This window comes from Roseococcus sp. SDR, assembly GCF_019083995.1.
GTDB lineage: Bacteria > Pseudomonadota > Alphaproteobacteria > Acetobacterales > Acetobacteraceae > Roseococcus.
This window is the reverse complement of the sequence record NZ_JAHRCU010000001.1, coordinates 246365-265221: the sequence shown is the minus strand read 5'-3', so window position 1 is coordinate 265221 and position 18857 is coordinate 246365. Positions and strand designations below refer to the sequence as shown.

General features: G+C 70.9%; 18 protein-coding genes and 1 tRNA gene. 16 read left to right on the top strand and 3 right to left on the bottom strand.

Annotated elements, in window-relative coordinates:
* Positions 1-28 precede the first annotated feature (28 nt).
* The 7 genes from hisD to KTR66_RS01295 all read left to right on the top strand — a co-directional run bounded on the left by hisD (position 29) and on the right by KTR66_RS01295 (position 8579).
* A complete protein-coding gene (gene hisD, locus KTR66_RS01325; protein ID WP_213609559.1) occupies positions 29-1342 on the top strand; it encodes a histidinol dehydrogenase in 1314 nt (437 codons plus the stop codon).
* Positions 1342-2538, top strand: a complete 1197-nt coding sequence (locus KTR66_RS01320) for a DegT/DnrJ/EryC1/StrS aminotransferase family protein (RefSeq protein ID WP_213609557.1) — start codon at positions 1342-1344, stop codon at positions 2536-2538. Before hisD ends, KTR66_RS01320 begins: the two co-directional genes overlap by 1 nt.
* A 2-nt stretch (positions 2539-2540) precedes the next feature.
* Entirely contained in the window at positions 2541-4130 is a 1590-nt protein-coding gene (locus KTR66_RS01315; RefSeq protein ID WP_213609555.1) for an amidohydrolase family protein, read from the top strand.
* Between the two features lie 3 nt (positions 4131-4133).
* Positions 4134-5708 (top strand): ABC transporter substrate-binding protein, encoded by a 1575-nt coding sequence (locus KTR66_RS01310; protein WP_213609553.1) that lies wholly within the window; start codon positions 4134-4136, stop codon positions 5706-5708.
* Complete coding sequence (locus tag KTR66_RS01305; RefSeq protein ID WP_213609551.1) at positions 5705-6451, top strand: SDR family oxidoreductase; 747 nt, start codon at positions 5705-5707, stop codon at positions 6449-6451. Before KTR66_RS01310 ends, KTR66_RS01305 begins: the two co-directional genes overlap by 4 nt.
* Positions 6448-7437: a zinc-binding dehydrogenase gene (locus KTR66_RS01300; RefSeq protein WP_213609549.1), complete on the top strand. Its 990-nt coding sequence runs from the start codon at positions 6448-6450 to the stop codon at positions 7435-7437. Before KTR66_RS01305 ends, KTR66_RS01300 begins: the two co-directional genes overlap by 4 nt.
* A 65-nt stretch (positions 7438-7502) precedes the next feature.
* On the top strand, positions 7503-8579 hold the full coding sequence (locus KTR66_RS01295; RefSeq protein WP_213609910.1) for a sulfatase-like hydrolase/transferase: 1077 nt from the start codon (positions 7503-7505) through the stop codon (positions 8577-8579).
* A gap of 8 nt (positions 8580-8587) precedes the next feature.
* Here KTR66_RS01295 and KTR66_RS01290 read toward each other — a convergent pair whose 3' ends face one another.
* Positions 8588-10681 (bottom strand): ComEC/Rec2 family competence protein, encoded by a 2094-nt coding sequence (locus tag KTR66_RS01290; RefSeq protein ID WP_213609547.1) that lies wholly within the window; start codon positions 10679-10681, stop codon positions 8588-8590.
* A gap of 121 nt (positions 10682-10802) precedes the next feature.
* On the opposite strand from KTR66_RS01290, the gene gltX reads away from it, so the two are divergent.
* Both gltX and KTR66_RS01280 read left to right on the top strand, forming a co-directional pair.
* Entirely contained in the window at positions 10803-12197 is a 1395-nt protein-coding gene (gltX, locus tag KTR66_RS01285; protein ID WP_213609545.1) for a glutamate--tRNA ligase, read from the top strand.
* A gap of 132 nt (positions 12198-12329) precedes the next feature.
* Positions 12330-12605, top strand: a complete 276-nt coding sequence (locus KTR66_RS01280; protein WP_213609543.1) for a hypothetical protein — start codon at positions 12330-12332, stop codon at positions 12603-12605.
* 103 nt (positions 12606-12708) lie between these two features.
* On the opposite strand, the gene KTR66_RS01275 is transcribed toward KTR66_RS01280, so the two are convergent.
* Positions 12709-13695, bottom strand: a complete 987-nt coding sequence (locus tag KTR66_RS01275; RefSeq protein WP_213609541.1) for an MBL fold metallo-hydrolase — start codon at positions 13693-13695, stop codon at positions 12709-12711.
* A 169-nt stretch (positions 13696-13864) separates the two neighbouring features.
* On the opposite strand from KTR66_RS01275, the gene infA reads away from it, so the two are divergent.
* From infA to KTR66_RS01240, 7 genes are all read left to right on the top strand, one after another.
* A complete protein-coding gene (gene infA / locus KTR66_RS01270) occupies positions 13865-14083 on the top strand; it encodes a translation initiation factor IF-1 (RefSeq protein ID WP_007003972.1) in 219 nt (72 codons plus the stop codon).
* The gene (locus tag KTR66_RS01265; RefSeq protein WP_213609539.1) at positions 14043-14684 is read left to right on the top strand and encodes a nucleoside triphosphate pyrophosphatase; all 642 of its coding nucleotides are present in this window, start codon (positions 14043-14045) and stop codon (positions 14682-14684) included. Before infA ends, KTR66_RS01265 begins: the two co-directional genes overlap by 41 nt.
* Complete coding sequence (locus KTR66_RS01260) at positions 14681-15754, top strand: ribonuclease E/G (protein ID WP_213609537.1); 1074 nt, start codon at positions 14681-14683, stop codon at positions 15752-15754. The genes KTR66_RS01265 and KTR66_RS01260 overlap by 4 nt, the downstream gene beginning before the upstream one ends.
* A complete protein-coding gene (locus tag KTR66_RS01255; RefSeq protein WP_213609535.1) occupies positions 15747-15923 on the top strand; it encodes a DNA gyrase inhibitor YacG in 177 nt (58 codons plus the stop codon). Before KTR66_RS01260 ends, KTR66_RS01255 begins: the two co-directional genes overlap by 8 nt.
* A 51-nt stretch (positions 15924-15974) precedes the next feature.
* Positions 15975-16050 (top strand) — tRNA-Phe (locus KTR66_RS01250).
* A 41-nt stretch (positions 16051-16091) separates the two neighbouring features.
* A complete protein-coding gene (locus KTR66_RS01245) occupies positions 16092-16883 on the top strand; it encodes a transporter substrate-binding domain-containing protein (RefSeq protein WP_213609533.1) in 792 nt (263 codons plus the stop codon).
* 95 nt (positions 16884-16978) lie between these two features.
* Positions 16979-17551: a hypothetical protein gene (locus tag KTR66_RS01240; protein WP_213609531.1), complete on the top strand. Its 573-nt coding sequence runs from the start codon at positions 16979-16981 to the stop codon at positions 17549-17551.
* 6 nt (positions 17552-17557) lie between these two features.
* Here KTR66_RS01240 and KTR66_RS01235 read toward each other — a convergent pair whose 3' ends face one another.
* Positions 17558-18856: a TRAP transporter large permease gene (locus tag KTR66_RS01235; RefSeq protein ID WP_213609529.1), complete on the bottom strand. Its 1299-nt coding sequence runs from the start codon at positions 18854-18856 to the stop codon at positions 17558-17560.
* Position 18857 lies beyond the last annotated feature (1 nt).

Genomic DNA, 18857 nt, shown 5'->3' with positions numbered 1-18857 from the left:
CGCGCCCCCCATTTCCAGGACAGCATCCATGGCCATCACCCATCTCAAGCGCGCGAGCCGCACGCCGGAGGACACGACCTCCGAGGCGCGCGGCGTGGTCGAGGCCATGCTGGCCGATATCGCGGCCGGCGGCGAAGCCGCGGTGCGCGCCCATGCCGCGCGGCTGGATGGCTGGACCGGCGAGATCATCGTGACCGGCGAGGAGATTGATCGCCGCCTGGCGAACATCCCCGCCGGCATCCGCGAGGATATCGACTTCGCGGTGGATCGCGTCCGCCGCTTCGCCCTCGCCCAGCGCGCGAGCGTGCAGGATTTCTCGGTCGAGCTCTCGCCCGGCGTGGTCGTGGGGCAGAAGCTCGTGCCGATGCAGGTGGCGGGCTGCTATGTGCCGGCGGGGCGCTACGCCCACATCGCCTCGGCCTATATGTCCGTTGCCACGGCCAAGGCGGCGGGCGTGCCGACCGTCATCGCCTGTTCCGGCCCGCGCGGGGCCGAGGGCGTGCATCCCCTCGTGCTCTATGCGCTGCGCGCGGCGGGTGCGGATATCGTGATGACGCTGGGTGGCGTGCAGGCCATCGCGGCCCTTGCGCATGGCCTCTTCACCGGCAAGCCGGCCGATATCGTGGTGGGACCGGGCAACAAATTCGTGGCGGAGGCCAAGCGCCAGCTCTACGGCAAGGTCGGCATCGATGTCTTCGCCGGGCCTTCCGAGGTCGCGGTCATCGCGGATGACACGGCGGACCCCGAGATCGTTGCCGTGGATCTGGTGGCGCAGATGGAGCACGGGCATGAAAGCCCGGGCTGGCTGATCTCGACCGACCGCGCGTTGGCGGAAGCCGTCATGGCGCATATCCCGCACCTGATCGAGGCGCTGCCCCCCACCGCGCGCGACGCAGCGGGTGCGGCCTGGCGCGATTTCGGCGAGGTGGTGGTCTGCGACACGCGGGAGGAGGCGGTGCAGGTCTCCGACGCCTATTGCTGCGAGCATCTCCAGGTGCAGGCGCGTGACCTCGACTGGTGGCGCGAGAATCTCTGCAATTACGGCTCGCTCTTCCTGGGGGAGGAAACCACGGTGGCCTACGGGGATAAGGCGAGCGGCCCCAACCACATCCTGCCCACCAAGGCCGCCGGGCGCTATTCGGCGGGCCTTTCGGTGCACAAATTCCTCAAGCCGCTCTCCTGGCAGAAGATGACGCGCGAAGGCTCGCGCGAGGTGGCGCTGGCCACCGCCCGCATCTCCCGCGCCGAGGGGATGGAGGCGCATGCGCGCTCGGCCGATGTGCGCCTCGCGCGCTATTTTCCCGGCGCCAACTTCGATCTGGGCGAGCCGGTGAAAAGCTGATGTTGCGCCTGGACCGCGACCTCTCCTCGCCGCCCGCCATCCCCGAAGCGGGCATCGCGGCCGCGCTCGGCGTGCTGCGCGCGGGCTGGCTGCATCGCTATGGCGAGACCATGGGCGATGCCTCCGAGGCCTCGCTGCTGGAAGCCGAATTCGCAGCCCTGCTCGGCACGAGATACGCGGTGGCGGTGAATTCCTGCGGCAGTTCGATGTTCCTGGCACTCCGCTGCACCGGCGTGCAGCCGGGCGACCCTGTGCTGATGAATGCCTTCACCCTCGCCCCCGTCCCCGGCGCCGTGGCGCATGCGGGGGCGGAGCCGGTGCTCGTCGAGATCACGCCCGATCTGGTGATCGACCTTGACGATCTGGCGCGCAAGGCAGAGGCCTCGGGCGCACGTCACCTGCTGCTCTCGCACATGCGCGGCCACATCGCCGACATGCCGCGCCTGATGGCGCTCTGTGACCGGATGGGCGTCACCGTCATCGAGGATTGCGCCCACACCATGGGGGCGAATTGGGCCGGCAAGCCCACCGGCACCTTCGGCCGCGTCGGCTGTTTCAGCCTGCAGGCCTACAAGCACGTCAATGGCGGCGAGGGCGGGTTGCTCGCGACGGATGACGAAGACGTCGCCGCGCGCGCCATCCTGCATTCGGGCAGCTACATGCTCTATGGCCAGCACCGCGCGCGGCCCGATGAGGCGGTGTTTGCCCGCTGGCGGGATGTCACGCCCAATTTCTCGCTGCGCATGTCCAACCTCGTCGCCGCCGCCGCGCGGCCGCAGCTCGCCCTGCTGGCCGAGCGGGCGCGGGTCTGGAACGACCGCTACGGCCGCCTCGCCGCCGCCCTGGCGAAGCTGCCCGGCCTGCGCCTGCCCCATCGCCCGCAGGAAGAGGAATTCGTGCAATCCTCCATCCAATTCGCGGTCACCGGGCTGGATGACGCGGGCTTCGAGGGCTTCCTCGCCGGGTGCAAGGCACGCGGCGTGTTCCTGAAGTGGTTCGGCGCACGCGAGGCGCAGGGCTATACCAGCGTCTCCGCCCAGTGGCGCTACCTGCGCGACCCGCACACCCCGCCCGAGACCGCCCGCGTGCTGGAACGCCTCTGCGACATGCGCATCCCGCTGACGCTCACCGAAGCGGAATGCAGCGTGATCGTCACCATCATCGGCGAGGAACTCGCCGCAGCCAGGAAAGCCTGACCATGTTCGACGTGCTGATCACAGGGGGCGAAATCCTGGACGGCACGGGTGCGGCCGCCTACCGCGCCGATCTCGGCGTGAAGGACGGCCGGATCGCCGCCATCGGGCTCGATCTCGGCGCGGCGGCCGAGGTGCTGGATGCCACGGGCTGCATGGTCGCACCGGGCTTCATCGACATCCACACCCATAGCGATTTCGTGCTGCTGGTGGATGGCAGCGCGGACAGCCAGGTCTGCCAGGGCGTGACACTCGAGGTGATCGGCCAATGCGGCTTCTCCTGCGCGCCCTTCACCGGCGAGATGAAGCCGAGCCAGCTCATCGGCTTCCATGATGCGGGCATCGAGGTCACCTGGCGCAGCTTCGGCGATTACCTGGACCGGCTGGACGCGCAGCCCCTCGGCGTGAATGTCGCAGCCATGGTCGGCCATGGCGCGATCCGCCAGGCCATCAAATGCGACAGCGTCTCCCCCACCACGCCGGATGAGATGAAGGCGATGGTGCGCCTGGCCGAACAGGCCTTCGAGGCGGGGGCGATCGGCTTTTCCACCGGCCTCGAATACTTCCCCGGCAATATCGCGCCGATGGAGGAGGTGGTGGAGCTCTGCCAGTGCTGCGCCCGGCACAACCGCCTCTACGCCACCCATGTCCGCAACCGCGATGTGCATTACGACCTGGGCTTCACCGAAGCTGTCGCGACCGCCCGCCAATCCGGCGCGCGCCTGCAGATCTCCCATATCCAGCCGAAATACGGCGCGCCGCGCCGCGCCATGGCGCATACGCTGGAGCTGCTGGACCGCGCCCGGCGGGAGGATGTGGACGTCGCCTTCGACATCATCCCGCATGACTGGAACCACACCTCCGTCGTCTCCTCCCTGCCCGCCTGGGCGCGGGATGGCGGGCCGCAGGGCGTGCTCCAGCGCCTGCGGGACCCCGCGCAGCGCGAGGCGATGAAGCACAACCCGCGCCCCATGTGGCGCCTCGTCGCCGAACGCCGCTTCGACGAGATCCGCCTGCTGCGCTCCGAGGCGCATCCCGAGCTGGTGGGCATGTCCTTCAGCGAGATCGGCCGCCGCCGCAACACCGAGCCGATGGACGCGGCGCTCGACCTGCTGGAGGCCGAGGGCGAGGGGCTGAACAATGTGATGTGGACCTCGCGCGGCTTCGACGACGCCGATGTGCGCCTCTGCCTCGAACAGGCCGAATGCGCCGTGATGTCCGACACCAAGGCGCTGACGCCGCGCGGCCCGCTGGCCGAGACCATCGGCTCGCTCAGCGGCTATGGCTGGGTGGCGCGGCTGCTCGGCCATTATGTGCGGGACGAGCGCGTGATCCCCCTGCCCGAGGCGGTCCGCCGCATCACCTCGCTCCCCGCCGAGCGCCTGGGCCTGCGGGACCGTGGCCGGCTGCATGGCGGCGCCATCGCCGACATCGTGGTCTTCGACCCCGCCCGCGTGCGGGATGCCAGCAGCGTGCGCGAGCCGCGCCGCCACCCCGAAGGATTCCAGCATGTCCTGCTCGGCGGCGTCGCCACGCTGCGCGACGGGCAGCGCACAGCGGCCAATCCCGGCCAGGTCATTCGCAGTGGAGGCTAGATCATGTCCCTCACCCGCCGCACGGCGCTGCTCGCCGCCGCCGCCACACCGGCTCTGGCGCAGGCCCCGGCTGGCCCCACGCTCACCATCGGCATTGGCGCGCCCGTCACCTCGATCGACCCGCACTTCTTCAACGCCTCCTTCAACAGCGCCATCGCGTCGCACATCTTCGACCGGCTGACCGAGCGCACGGCGGATGCGCGCCTCGTCCCCGGCCTCGCGGAGAGCTGGCGCCTCGTCGCCCCCACAATCTGGGAATTCAAGCTGCGCGCCGGCGTGCAATGGCATGATGGCCGGCCCTTCACCGCGGAGGACGTGGCCTTCACCATCGAGCGCGCGCCCAATGTGCCCAGCGCCCCGGGCGGCTTCGCCCTCTATCTGCGCTCCATCCAGCGCGTCGAGATCCTCGATCCGCTGACGCTGCGGCTGCACACCGAACGCCCGCACCCGACCATGCCGAGCGACATGAGCTTCATCGCCATCATCGCCCGCCACGCGGCGAGCGGTGCCGCGACCGAGGATTTCAACAGCGGAAAGGCCGCCATCGGCACCGGCCCCTATCGCTTCGTCTCCTTCCGCGCGGGCGACCGCATCGAGCTCGTGCGCAACGACGCCTATTGGCGCGGGCCGCAACCCTGGGCGCGCGTCAGCACGCGCATGATCACCAATGACAGCGCGCGCCTCGCCGCGCTGCTGGCGGGCGATGTGGACGTGATCGACCAGGTCCCCTCGGCCGATCTCAGCCGCCTGCGCCGGGATGCGCGCGTCACCATCGCCGAGGCGCCGAGCCTGCGGCTGATCTTCCTGGCGCCGGATTTCTCGCGCCGCGAGAATCCGGTCTTCGTCGCCGACAATGAAGGCCGCCCGCTGCCGACCAACCCCTTGCAGGATGTGCGGGTGCGCCGCGCGCTCTCCATCGCGATCGACCGCGAGGGGCTGGCCACGCGCGTCATGGAGGGCACGGCGCGCCCGGCCGGCCAATGGCTGCCGCCGGGCATCTTCTCCTACAACCCCGAGGTGCCGCCGCCGGCCCATGACCCCGAGGCCGCGCGCCGCCTGCTGGCCGAGGCGGGCTTCCCGCAGGGCTTCCGCCTGACCCTGCACACCCCCAATGACCGCTATCCGAATGACAGCCGCACCTGCCAGGCCGTGGCGCAGATGTGGACGCGCGTGGGCATCCGCACCGAGGTGGTGGCCTTGCCCTGGGCCGCCTTCCCCGCCCGCGCGGCGCGGCAGGAATTCGCCATGCATCTGATCGGCTGGGGTTCCTCGGCCGCGGATTCCTTCGGCGCCCTGATGGGTGTCGTCGGCACCTTCAGCCGCGAACGGCGCCTGGGCACCTTCAACCACCACCGCTACAGCAACCCCGCCATGGATGCGCTGGTCGAGCGCGCGCTGACCACGACGGATGACGCCCAGCGCGAGGCGATGCTGCGCGAGGCGGTACGCATGGCGGCGGATGATGTGGCGGTGATCCCGCTCTACAACCTGGTCAATGTCTGGGCCATCAAGCCAGGGCTTCGCATCGACGCGCGGATGGATGAACGCACGCTGGCGATGGGCGTGCGCCCCGCGTGAGCCGCCTCGCCCCCCTCTTCGCGCTGGAAGGCCGCACGGCCTTCGTGACTGGCGGCAATTCCGGCATCGGCCTCGCCATCGCCCGCGCGCTGGGCCTCGCTGGCGCGCGGCTCATCCTCTCCGCGCGGCGTGAGGCGGAGCTGGCGCTGGCCGTCGCCGAACTCACCGCCGAGGGCATCGCGGCCGAGGCGCTGCCGCTCGACCTCACCGCCACCGATTTCAGCGCGGTGACGGCCTCGCCCGACATCCTGGTGAACGCGGCCGGCGTGAACCTGCGCCAGCCCTTCCAGCAGGTGACGGCCGAGGCCTTCGACCTGCACATGGCACTCCACCTGCGCGCGCCCTTCCTGCTCACGCAGCGCTTTGCGCCCAGCATGGCCGCGCGCGGCTGGGGGCGCATCCTGAACATCGGCTCGCTGCAATCCTTCCGCGCCTTTCCCGACAGCGCGCCCTATGGCGCGGGCAAGGGCGGCGTCGCGCAGCTCACCCGCGCCATCGCCGAGGCCTGGTCCCGCCAGGGCATCACCTGCAACGCCATCGCGCCCGGCTTCTTCCCGACGCCGCTCACGGCACCCGTCTTCAACGACACGGCGCGCGCGGCATCGCTCGCCGAGCGCACCTGCATCGGCCGCAACGGGCGGCTTGAGGATCTGCACGGCACCGCCGTCTTCCTCTGCTCCGACGCCAGCGCCTATGTCACCGGCCAGGTTTTGGCGGTGGATGGAGGATTCCTCGCCAAATGAAAGCACTCGTCCAGACCGCCCCCAACACGCTCGTCTATCGTGAGGAGCCGCAGCCCGAGCCCCGCGCGGGCGAGGCGCTGGTGCGCGTGGAGGCGGTGGGCATCTGCGGCTCCGACATGCACGCCATCCATGGGCATGATTCGCGCCGCCCCACGCCCATCATCCTGGGCCATGAGGCCGCCGGCCGCGTGCTGGACGGGCCGCTGGCGGGCCAGCGCGTCGCCGTGAATCCGCTCTGGGTGCCCGCGGATTGCGCCTTCGCGCGGGAAGGCCGCCCGCATCTCTCGCCGCGGCGCGAGATCCTCTCCATGCCGCCGCGCCCCGGCGCCTTCGCCGAATGGGTGCGCGCGCCGGTCGAAAACCTCTGCGTGATCCCCGAGGAGATGCCGGCCCAGCACGCGGCGCTGGCCGAACCCATCGCGGTGGCCTACCACGCCGTGCATCACGGCGCGCGGCTGCTGGGCCGGCCATTGCCGGGCGCGCGCTGCCTGGTGCTGGGCGGGGGCGCCATCGGGCTCGCCTGCGCGCTGGTGCTGCGCCAGGCCGGCGCCGGCGAGGTCTGGCTCATCGAGCCCAACCCCGCGCGGCGCGAGACGGCGTTGCGCGCGGGCATCACACTGGCCCGCGCGCCCGAGGACGGCCCCGAGGATGGCAGCGCGGACCTCATCCTCGATGCGGTGGGCCATGCCACGACCCGCGCCGCCGCCAGCCGGATCGCGCGGCCGGGCGGCGTCATCGTGCATGCGGGCCTGCTGCCGGGGACCGATGGCCTGGATGTGCGGCGGATCACGCTGCAGGAGATCACGCTGACCGGCACCTATTGCTACACGCCGGCCGAATTCCGCAGCGTGGTCGCGCTGCTCATCGGCGGCCGCTTCGGCGCGCTGGACTGGCTGGAGATGCGCCCGCTCGCCGAAGGGGCGCAGGCCGTGGCCGATATCGATGCGGGCCGGGTCGCCGCCGCGAAACTGGTCCTCATCCCATGACGGAGCGTCCCATGCGCAAGCCCAACATCGTCCTCGTCATGGCCGATTAGCTCACCGCCGGCGCGCTGCCGGCCTATGGCAGTACCGTCGCCAAGACGCCGCACATCAATGCGCTGGCCGCGCGCGGCACGGTCTTCGGCAACACCTATTGCAACTTCCCGACCTGCGCGCCCTCGCGCGCCTCCATGCTGACGGGCCAGCGCGCCACCAGCATCGGCGCCTTCGACAATGGCGCGGATTTCCCCTCCTCCACGCCCACGCTCATGCATCACCTGCGCATGGAGGGGTATCGCACCATCCTCGCCGGCAAGATGCATTTCGTGGGGCCGGACCAGCTGCATGGCTATGAGGAGCGCATCACCACCGACATCTATCCGTCAGACTTCACCTGGACGCCCGACTGGTCCTCCAACCCGCCCGTCTCCGGCGCGCGGATGAGCCTGCTGGGCGTCGTGGAGGCGGGGCTCTGCACGCGCAGCCTGCAGCTCGACCATGACGAGGAGGTGGCCTTCGCCGCCAACCGCAAGCTGTTCGACCTGGCGCGGGACGAGGACAAGCGTCCCTTCTTCCTCACCGTCTCCTTCACGCACCCGCACAATCCCTTCGTGACCACGCAGGAACACTGGGACCGCTACGACCCGTCCGAGATCGACATGCCGGCCGTGGGCCCGATCCCCTATGAGGAACAGGATGGCCGCAGCCAGCGCCACTACCTGCTGACGCGCTGCGACGAGCACGACATCACGCAGGACCGGCTGCGCGATGCCCGCCACGCCTATGACGCGATGACGAGCTACATCGACGACAAGCTCGGCCAGCTCATGGCGACGCTGAAGGCGGCCGGCCTCGATGAGAACACCATCGTGATCTTCACGGCCGATCACGGCGAGATGCTGGGCGAGCGCGGCATGTGGTTCAAGATGTGCCTCTTCGAGGGCTCGGTCCGCGTGCCCGCGCCGACCCTCGCCCAACTCAGCACCGCACTGGTGGAGGTGACATCACGCCCCGCGCTGCGCACCGCCCTCGCCGAGCAGGGAGTGGAGGTACAGGCCACCGGGCCCGCGACGCTGGCCCGGCTGATGCAGTGCGACACGGAGCGCTGGGGCGCGCTGGCCCGCGCGGTGGGTGCGAAGCTGGACTGAGGGGCGGCTCACTCCGTCTCGGCCAGCGGCTCCTGCCCCACGCCGCGTGGGCGGGGGCGCGGCGGCACCCAGCGGCGATCGCCGCGCCATTCGCGGTCCGAGATCAGGCGCGGCGGGTCGAGCCAGACCGCATGCGCGCCATCCCGCCAGACCGAGAAGCGATCCACCACCAGACTCCCCGGGCATTCGCCGCGGATCGGCTCGGGCGAGAGGATCACGGGCGCCGTGCCACAGGCCGGGTGCGGGCCGCGCCGGAAATCGGGCGCCGGGCGCTGGCCGCGCGGTGGCGGCGCGGGGCGCAGCAGCAGCACGGCCGGCGCGCCCGACGCATCGCGCAGCAGGCAGGACGACGCCGTGCAGCCGATGCGCCCATCGGCCAGTTCGCCCTCCGGCGGCAGGGGCGTGCCCGCCTCATCCCCGAAGCCGCGCAGCCAGGCCTCGCCGGTGAATCGTGCCGCGCCGGGGCGCCGCTCCATGAAGACCTCGCCGCCTGCCTGGAAGGCGAAGAGGCGCCCATCGGCAGAAGCGAGCGCCGCGGGCAGGCTCGCGAAGCCCCAGCCGGCGAAGCCCAGCGCCATCGGCACCAGGCCCAGCAACCGCCACCGCTGGCGCCAGAGGCAGAGCCAGCAGAAGCCCAGGGCGATGATGGTGAGCGAGGCCGCCGGCAAGGGCGCCAGCGCCAAGGCGGCCCCCGGCCAGGCCGCCACCGCCCGCGCCACCGCGAGAATGCCCGCGATGCCCCAGCCCATGAGGGCCAGCGCCGGCGCCTCGCCGCCGAAGGGCATCAGCAGCAGCGCCAGCATGCCGGCCGGCATCACCAGGAAGCTCGTCAGCGGCACCGCCAGCGCATTGGCCGCGACGCCATAGACCTGCACCCGGCCGAAATGGTGCAGGCCGAAGGGCGTGGTGGCCAGGCCGGCCAGCACCGAGGTCAGCAGCGTGCCGGCCAGCAGCAGCCCGGCGCGCTGCCAGAGCGGCCGCGGCGCCGTGCCGCCCATCAGCCAGGGCCGCGCCGCCTCGAAACCCGCGATCAGCGCCAGCACGGCGGCGAAGCTCATCTGGAAGGAGGGGCCGAGGATTGCCGCCGGCTGCACCAGCAGCACCGCCAGCGCCGCGAAGGCCAGGACGCGCGGGCTGAGCGCGCGCCGGCCAGCCAGCAGGGCCAGCGTCACCAGCGCCGCCATGGCGAAGCTGCGCTGCATGGGCACCTGGCTGCCGGTCAGCACCATGTAGAAGCCGCCCGCCGCCAGCGCCGCCAAAGCCGCCCAGGGCTTGGTGCCGAAGCGCAGCGCGAAGCCCGGCCAGAGCGCCAGCCCGCCCCGCACCACGGCAAACACGAGGCCCATCACGATCGCGATATGCAGCCCCGAGACCGAGAGCAGATGCGCGAGCCCCGAATCCCGCATGGCCTGCATCGCCTCGGGCGGGATGCCGCTCTGCCCGCCCGTCAGCAGCGCGGCCGCCACCGCGCCGCCCGGCCCGGGCAGCGCCGCCATCACCCGCGCCTCGATCCGCGCGCGCAAGCCGGCCAGCGGCGGCGCGGTGCCACCTTGCGCGGTGATCTCCAACGGCCCGAGCGCAAAGCCGGAACCCCCCAGCCCCTCGAAGAAGGCCGCCCGCTGGAAATCCCAGGCGCCCGGATAGGCGGGCGGCGCGGGCGGGCGCAGCAGGGCGCGCAGGCTCACCGCATCGCCCGGCTCCGGCCGCGCCGGGTCATTGCCGCGGAGCCGCACGCGGATCAGGCGCGCCGTGGGCGCCATCCCCTCGGCCCAGCGCGCGCCCCCCAGGGTCAGGCGCAGGCCGCCCGGCAGCGGGTCCACCTCCACCACCGTGCCGGTGAGCTGCACCGCGCCCCTCGGCATCTCCAGCACCGGCGCGGCGCGCCCCGCATGCCAGGCCGCCAGCGCGAAGCCCGCCGCCACCGCCGCCAGCAACGCGAGCCCCCAGGCCAGGAGCGGCCGCGAGGCCCGGAGCCAAAGCGCCAACGCCCCGGGCCCCACCCCCGCCAGCCCCCACCAGAGCGGCGGCTCGAAACGGGGCGCGAAATACAGCAGCACCCCCGCGCCGAGGGCCACCGGCAACCAGAGCGCGAGCCGACCCACCTCGCCTTCCAGCCGGCGGATTACCCAGAATCGGGTCGCGGCGGGTTGAGTCGCGGCATCCATGCACAACCAGGGGAACACCACCCCTCACCCGCCGTCCAGCGCCGTGATATGAGGGCGCATGACCGTTCGCACCCGCTTCGCCCCCTCGCCCACCGGCTATCTGCATATCGGTGGCGCCCGCACCGCGCTGTTCAACGCGCTTTTCGCCCGCCGGCATGGCGGCGCCTATCTGCTGCGCATCGAGGACACGGACCGCGCCCGCAGCACGCAGGAGGCGGTGGACCAGATCCTGGAATCGCTCGCCTGGCTCGGCCTCTCCCCGGATGAGCCGCCCGTCTTCCAGTCCCAGCGCGAGGCCCGCCACGCCGAGGTGGCGCATGAACTCCTCGCCGCCGGCAAGGCCTACCGCGCCTACGAAACCCCCGAGGAACTGGTCGCGATGCGCGAGCGCGCCATCGCCGAAAAGCGCCCGCCCCGCTATGACGGCACCTGGCGCGACCGCGAGCCCGGGCCCAACGAGGCCGGCAAGCCCTTCGCCATCCGCCTCAAGGCGCCGCGCGACGGCGAGACGGTGGTGGAGGACGAGGTGCAGGGCCGCGTCACCGTCGCCAATACCGAGCTGGATGACATGATCATCCTCCGCTCCGACGGCACGCCCACCTACCTGCATGCCGTGGTGGTGGACGACCATGACATGGGCATCACCCACGTCATCCGCGGCGATGACCACCTGACCAACACCTTCCGCCAATGCATGGTCTATGACGCGATGGGCTGGCACCGCCCGCGCTTCGGCCACATCCCGCTGATCCATGGCGCGGATGGCGCCAAGCTCAGCAAGCGGCACGGCGCCGTCTCCGTGCTCGATTTCCGCGACCAGGGCCTGCTGCCGGAGGCCGTCTGCAACTACCTGCTGCGCCTGGGCTGGGGCCATGGCGATGAGGAGATCATCCCCCGCGCCCGCGCCGAGCAGATCTTCGACCTGAAGGATGTCGGCCGCGCCGCCTCCCGCATGGACTACAAGAAGCTCGAACATGTGAACGGCGTCTATCTGCGCCAGGCCGACCCCGCTTCGCTGCTGCCCGATGTGCTGCACCGGCTGCAGGTGAAGGGCGAACTCTTCGGCACGGAGAAGATCGCGCGGCTCCAGGTGCTGCTGCCGGCACTTCAGGAGCGCGCGAAGAACCTGGCCGAACTCGCCGCCTCCGCCGCCTTCGCCGTCACCGACGGCGCGCCGGAGGCCGATGCGAAATCCGCGGCCCTGCTGACGCCGGACGCCAAGGCGCGCCTGGCCGACCTCGCCGAATTCCTCTCGGCCGCGCCCTGGGAAAAGGCCGACCTGGAACACTGGCTGCGCGACTATGCCGAGGTGAAGGGCATCAAGCTGAAGGATGTGGCCCAACCGCTGCGCGTGGCGCTGACCGGCAGCACCATGTCGCCGCCCATCGACCTGACGCTCTTCGCGCTGGGGCGGGATGAGGCGCTGGCGCGGATTCTGAGCGCGGCCGCCTAAGGGGCTCCGCCCCTTAGCAACCCCGGCAAGAACCTCAGGTTCTTGCATCTCCGATGTTTTAGGAAAATTATCTTCCTTACTGCCTTACCATCTTGCTATCTTTCCGATGCCCCCAACGGAGCTTTCGGACAAATGGCCCATATCACCGTCAAGGTCACATCCAAGAACCAGCTCACACTCCCCAAGCGCATCATGGAACAGCTGGACTACCCCAGCCACTTCAAGCTCAACGTGGTGAAAGGCGCGCTCTGGCTCTTCCCCGCCCGGCTGGTCTCGTTGGAATTGCAGGCGAAGACCGCGGGAATCCCGCTCGATGTCCTCCGCCTCGCGCAGCGTCTGGTCGCGGAAGGCAAGGGGGCCGAACCCACCCCGACCGAAGCGACGACACCGCCTCAACCGGGTGGGTAAAGCCGTATTGGTCGCATATTCCTAGGATCAAAGTCAAGAAGTCTGGGGCGCCGCCCCAGGCCCCGCCGGGGAGCCACGGGCTCCCCGGACCCCTGCGGCACCTTCACATCCCCGCCTCCAACGTAAACAGCTTCCCCACCGCCGCCGGCACCACGCGCGCGCCCATCTCCCGCTCCAGCGCATTCACCGCCCGCCAGCCCGTGCAATGCGCCGGGATCACCAGCGGCAAATCGAAGCCCGCGATATCGGCCACCGTCTCCGGGATGATCTTCTCGTTCTCGCCCGAGAGGTGAAACCCGCCCATCACGGCAAACAGCTTCTCCCCCGGAAAGGCCGCACGCGCCGCATGCAGCACGTTCACCACGCCCGCATGCGAGCAGGCCGAGAACACCACGATGCCCTTGTCAGCCAGCCGCACCGCCAGGAAGCGCTCATCCATCAGCGCCTCATCCGGGACCCAAGGGCTGCCCTCCGCATCGCGCGCCACCTGGCCCGGCAGGCCACGCTCATAGGGGGTCACGCGCGGGATTTCGGCACTGACGTAGAACAGGTCATCCAGCAGGGTCCGGGCCTCGGCCGTCACCACCGGCTCCGCCCCCATCTCCGCCCATCCTGCGGGGGTGGGGATGTAGTCCATCGGCAGCACGCCCCCATCGCCCTGGCGCATCCCCCGCTCGCGGAACATGCCCGGATGCAGATAGAGCGGCACGCGCCGGCCCGGCGTCGCGGCCTGGATCATGGCCAACGCCTGCGGCAGCCCGCCCGCATGGTCCCAATGGCCATGGCTCAGCATCACCGCCTCGATCGCCGCGAAATCCACGCCAAGCCGCACGGCATTCCGCTCGAAGGTCATGTCCACCGGCCCGCCATCGAACAGCATGGTCCTGGCACCCTTCGGCCCATGCGCGGTCACCAGCAGCGAAAGCCCATGGCTCGCGCAGCACAGCGCGCCGCCCGTGGTCCGCTTCATCCCCCGCCGCAGCAATTGCTGCGTCTCCCGCGTCACGAAGCGCGGCGTGCTGGAGAGCATGTCCAGCACATTGTCCACCAGCACCTGGATCTCGATCCGCTCGGCCGCCACCAGCGCCATGGCGCGTTCCCCCCTTGTTTGCGCCAGCTTGAACCGGGCGCGCCGCGCGCGTCCATCCCGCCAAAGCTTGACGTTGCTTCATTCCGGGCGCATTCAGCGGCCACCAGCGCCGGGGTTTGCCCGCGGCGCACGCGCATGCGCCCCGGACCAAGCCCACCAAAGGAATCGAATGTCGAAAGAGGATATGATCGAGTTCAGCGGCCAGGTCGTTGAACTCCTGCCCAACGCGATGTTCCGCGTGAAGCTGGACAATGAGCACATGGTGCTCGCCCACACCTCGGGGAAGATGCGCAAGAACCGCATCCGCGTCCTCGCGGGAGACCGGGTGAATGTCGAGATGACGCCCTATGACCTCACCAAGGGCCGCATCACCTTCCGCTTCAAGTAAGCCGGACCTCCTCGTGACAGTCCCAGGCGAGCGGCCACCGCTGGTCCTCGCTTCCGCCAGCCCGCGCCGGATCGAGCTGCTGGCGCGCATCGGCATCGTGCCCGACCGCGTGGCCCCCACCGACATTGACGAGGAGCCCAAGCGCGCGGAACTGCCCCGCCAGCTCGCGCTCCGCCTCGCCCGCGCCAAGGCGGAGGCGGCGGACGCCCCCGGCGCGCTGGTCCTCGCCGCCGATACGGTGGTGGGTGTCGGCCGCCGCATCCTGGGCAAGCCGGCCGACGCCGCCGAGGCACGGCGCTTCCTCGAACTCCTCTCGGGCCGTCGGCACCAGGTGCACACCGGCGTCGCACTCCGCCACCCCGATGGCCGCGTGACGCATCGCCTCGTCACCACCATCCTCGCCTTCCAGCGCCTGACGGACCAGCAGATGGCGGCCTATGTCGAGGGGGCCGAATGGCAGGGCAAGGCGGGCGGCTATGCCATCCAGGGTGCGGCCGAGATGTTCGTCCGCTTCCTCTCCGGCAGCCATTCCAACGTCGTGGGCCTGCCCCTCTTCGAGACGGCGCAGTTGCTCCGCGGCTGCGGCTGGCTGCGCCCATGAGGCAGATCCGCCTCTCCCGCTCGCCCGGCGAGCGGCGGGTGGCGCTGCTCAATGACGGCGCCCTCATCGCCTATCGCTGCGAACGCCCCGCGCGGCCCGATGGCGTGGGCGACATCCTGCGCGGACGGATCACCGCCGCCATGCCGGCGCTGGCCGGCGCCTTCGTGGCGCTGCCCCCCCCTTGGGGTGATGGCGAGACCGGCTTCCTCCCCGAAAGCGAGTGCGAGGGCCGGAAACTCCCGCCCGAGGGCACCATCCTCACGCTGCGCGTGACGCGCGCCGGCCAGGGCGGCAAGGGCCCGCGCCTTTCCGCCCGCACGCCGCAATCGCCCGGCGGGCTGGCCCTCATCGCCCGCGGCCCCGACGCCGCGCTGCGCTGGGCCACCACCCACCCCGAGGCGCGCATCGTCACCGACGACCCGGCCGAGGCGGCGCGCCTCAGGGCCGCGCTCGGCCACGCCCGCGTGCTGCTCCAGCCCGAGGCCTTCGATTCCGAACTGGAAGAGGAGGTCGCCCGCCTCGCCGAACCCGTCTGGGAGCTGGCCGGCGGCGGCCGGCTGATCATCTCGCCCTTGCCCGCGCTCACCGCCGTGGATGTGGATTCCGGCGGCGCCGACCCGCGCGAGGTGAATGCCCGCGCCATCGCCGAATTCGCCCGCCAGCTTCGCCTCCGGGACCTGGCCGGCCCCATCCTGCTCGACCTCGCCGGCCTCTCGGTGAAGCAGCGCGCGGCGCTGGAGCCGGAATTGCGCAGCGCCTGCGGGCCCGATGGGCTGACACAGCTGCTGGGCCTCGGCCCGCTCGGGCTGTTCGAGCTTCGGCGCGCCCGCATCCACCCGCCGCTGCACGAGGTGCTGGCCGATCGCGCGCTGGCTGAGAGCCTCGCCTTGCTGCGCCAGGCCATGCGCGAATCGGCCGCCAGCCCCAGCCGGCGCCTCGCACTCGAAGCGCCACCCCGCGTCATCCTCGCCCTGAACGCCCTGCCTGAGGCGTTGGCCGAGTTCACCGCGCGCGCCGGCCACCCCCTCACGCTCCGCCCCGCCGCCAGCCCCGCGATCACCGATGCCTGAGCCCCGCTGCCCCATCTGCCGCCGCCTCCTGCCGCCGCGCGAGCCCGGCCAACGCCATGCCCGGCCCTTCTGCTCCGAGCGCTGCCGGCAGGTGGATCTCGGCCGCTGGCTGACGGAGAGCTACAGCGTCCCCGCCGTGGACCCCGAGGACCAGGAAGAAGAACGCTGACCCCGGCTGGACAGGCCCCGCCCGCTTCGCTATCACCCGCCCACCAAGCGCGCCCGGGTAGCTCAGTTGGTAGAGCATGCGACTGAAAATCGCAGTGTCGGTGGTTCGATTCCGCCCCCGGGCACCATTGCCCCCCAGCATCGCTCCACGCTCGCCGGAAGGGTCGGCATGATCTCCCGCCGCGCCACGCTCGTCCTGCCCGCCTTGCTCGCCCTGCCCGCCCATGCGCAGGACACGGTGGCCATCGCCCGGCAGATCGCGCCCACCGGCACGCTGCGCGCGGTGATCAACCTCGGCAATCCGCTTCTGGCCAGCCGCCGCCCGCGCGAGACCGAGGCGCATGGCGTCTCGGTGGACATCGTGCGCGAGCTCGCCCGTCGCCTCGCCTTGCCGCTGGAGGTGATCCCGGTCCCCTCGGCCAACCGCAGCGTGGAGCTGCTCCGCGGCGGGGATGGCGATATCGGCTTCTTCGCCGTGGATGCGAGCCGCGGCCAGGGCATGGACCTCACGCCGCCCTTCCTCGAGGTGGAGGGCGTCTTCCTGGTGCGCGAGCATTCGCCGATCATCGAGAATGAACAGGTGGATGAACGCGGCATCCGCATCGCGGTCGGCTTCAACAGCGTCTATGACATCTATCTGCGCCGCGAGATCCGCGACGCGACGCTGGTGCGCGTGGCCACCTCGCCCCGTGTGGTGGAGGAGTTCCTGCGGCAGAACATCGACGTGGCCGCCGGCGTACGCCAGCAGCTGGAGGCGGACGCGGCGCGCTTCGGCGGCCTGCGCGTGCTGCCGGGGCGCTTCCACGCCGTACAATACGCCATGGGCCTGGCCGACGGGCGCAATCCGGCGGCGGTGGCCTTTCTCGCGGCCTTCCTGGCGGAGCTCACGCGCTCGGGCTTCGTCGCGCAGTCCATGGCACGCCACGGCGTGCGCCTCGCCTCGGTCGTCATGCCGGATTGAGCATGGCCGGATCGGGCGCGCCTTGCGCCAAATCATAACGCGAGACCGCCACGCCACGCGATATCCTGCCCTCCGGACCACCAGGAGGAACCACCATGTCCGAAAGCATTCTCGCAAGCCGCCGCGCCGGGTTGGAGGAGGCCTTCTTCGCCCGCCACAATGAGGAGCTGCGCCAGCGCATGCTCCAGGCCGATGCCGAGAAGTTCCGCAAGGACGCATTGACCGCCGCCACCGGCATCGTGGATGACGCGGTGCTCGCGCGCCTCATGGCGCTGCAGATCGGCACCGGCACACTGGCGGCCCTCACCCTCGTCCCCATGGTGCTGGTCGCCTGGGCCGATGGCAGCATCTCCGCCGAGGAACGCCGCGCGATCCTGGCCGGGGCGCAGCAGGCGGGGCTGCAGCAGGGCGGCCCGGCGCTGGAACTGCTGGAGGCCTGGCTGCACACCCGCCCCGCCCCCGCCCTCTTCCAGGCCTGGAAGGACTACGTCGCGGCCCTCACCCACACCCTGACCTCGCCCGAGCGGCAGTCGCTCGAAGCCAGCGTCCTGGCCCAGGCGCACAAGGTGGCGTCCGCCACCGGCAGCTTCCTCGGCCTCACCTCCCCCATCTCGGAGACCGAGAACAAGCTGCTGCGCGAATTGGCGCACAGCTTCCACACGGCCTGACGCGGCTCAGCCGCCATATCCCAGCAGCAGCCGCGGCAAGGTGAGGGACACCGCGGGCCAATAGGTGGTGAGCGCCAGCGCCACCAGGATGGCGCCCCAGAAGGGCCAGATGGTCCGCATCACCTCCTCGATGCGGATCTGGCCTATGGCGCAGCCGACAAACAGCACCGCCCCCACGGGCGGTGTGGTGAGGCCGAGGCCCAGGTTCATCATCATCACCATGCCGAACTGCACCGGGTCCATCCCGATGGCGACGACGACGGGCAGGAAGATCGGCGTGGTGATGAGGATCAGCGCCGCCATGTCCATCACGCAGCCCATCAGCAGCAGGCAGAGGTTGATCAGCAGCAGGATGACGATCGGGGTGCCGCTGATGGCGAGCATGCCCTCCGTCAGCAATTCGGGCAGGCGATACATCGCCAGCAGCCAGGCGAAGGCGGTCGCCGTGCCCACCAGCAGGAAGACCACCGCCGTGGTGCGCACGCTGGTCCGCACGGCCACCACGAAATCCTTCCAGGGCAGCGCGCGATAGACCAGCAGCGTCACCAAGAGCGCCCAGATGGTGCCGAAGGCCGCACTCTCGGTGACCGTGAAGACGCCCGAGAGCACGCCGCCCAGGATGATGACCGCGGTCAGCAGCCCCGGCAGCGCATCCACGAAGGCCCAGAGCAGATGCCGGAAGCCCTTCCAGCCATCCGCCGGATAGCCGCGCCGCACCGCCATCACATAGGCGGCGAGCGCCAGCAGCAGGCACATCATGATCCCCGGCACGATGCCCGCGATGAACAGCGCCGAGACCGAGATGCCGCCGCCAGCGGCCAAGCTGTAGAGGATCATGTTGTGGCTGGGCGGGATCAGGATGCCCGCGATGCTGCTCGTCACCGTGAGCGACACCGCGTAATCCGTGCCATAGCCCTTGGCCTTCATGGCCGGGATCAGGATGGTGCCGGTCGCCGAGGTATCCGCCACCGCCGAGCCGGAAATGCCGCCGAACAGCATGGAGGTGGAGACATCCACCATGCCAAGCCCGCCCCGCATCCATCCCACCGCGGCCGAGGCGAGTGCGACCAGCCGCCGCGCGATGCCGCCATGCAGCATGATCTCGCCCGCAAAGATGAAGAAGGGGATGGCCAGCAGCGAGAAGATGCTCATGCCCGAGGCCATCTGCTGGAAGGCGACGGCGGGGTTCAGCCCTTCATAGAGAAAGCCCGCCACGGCCGCGACGCCCAGGCAGAAGGCCACCGGCACGCCGGCCATGAGGCAGCCCGCGAAGACCGCGAAGATCAGGAAAAGTCCGGGTTCCACG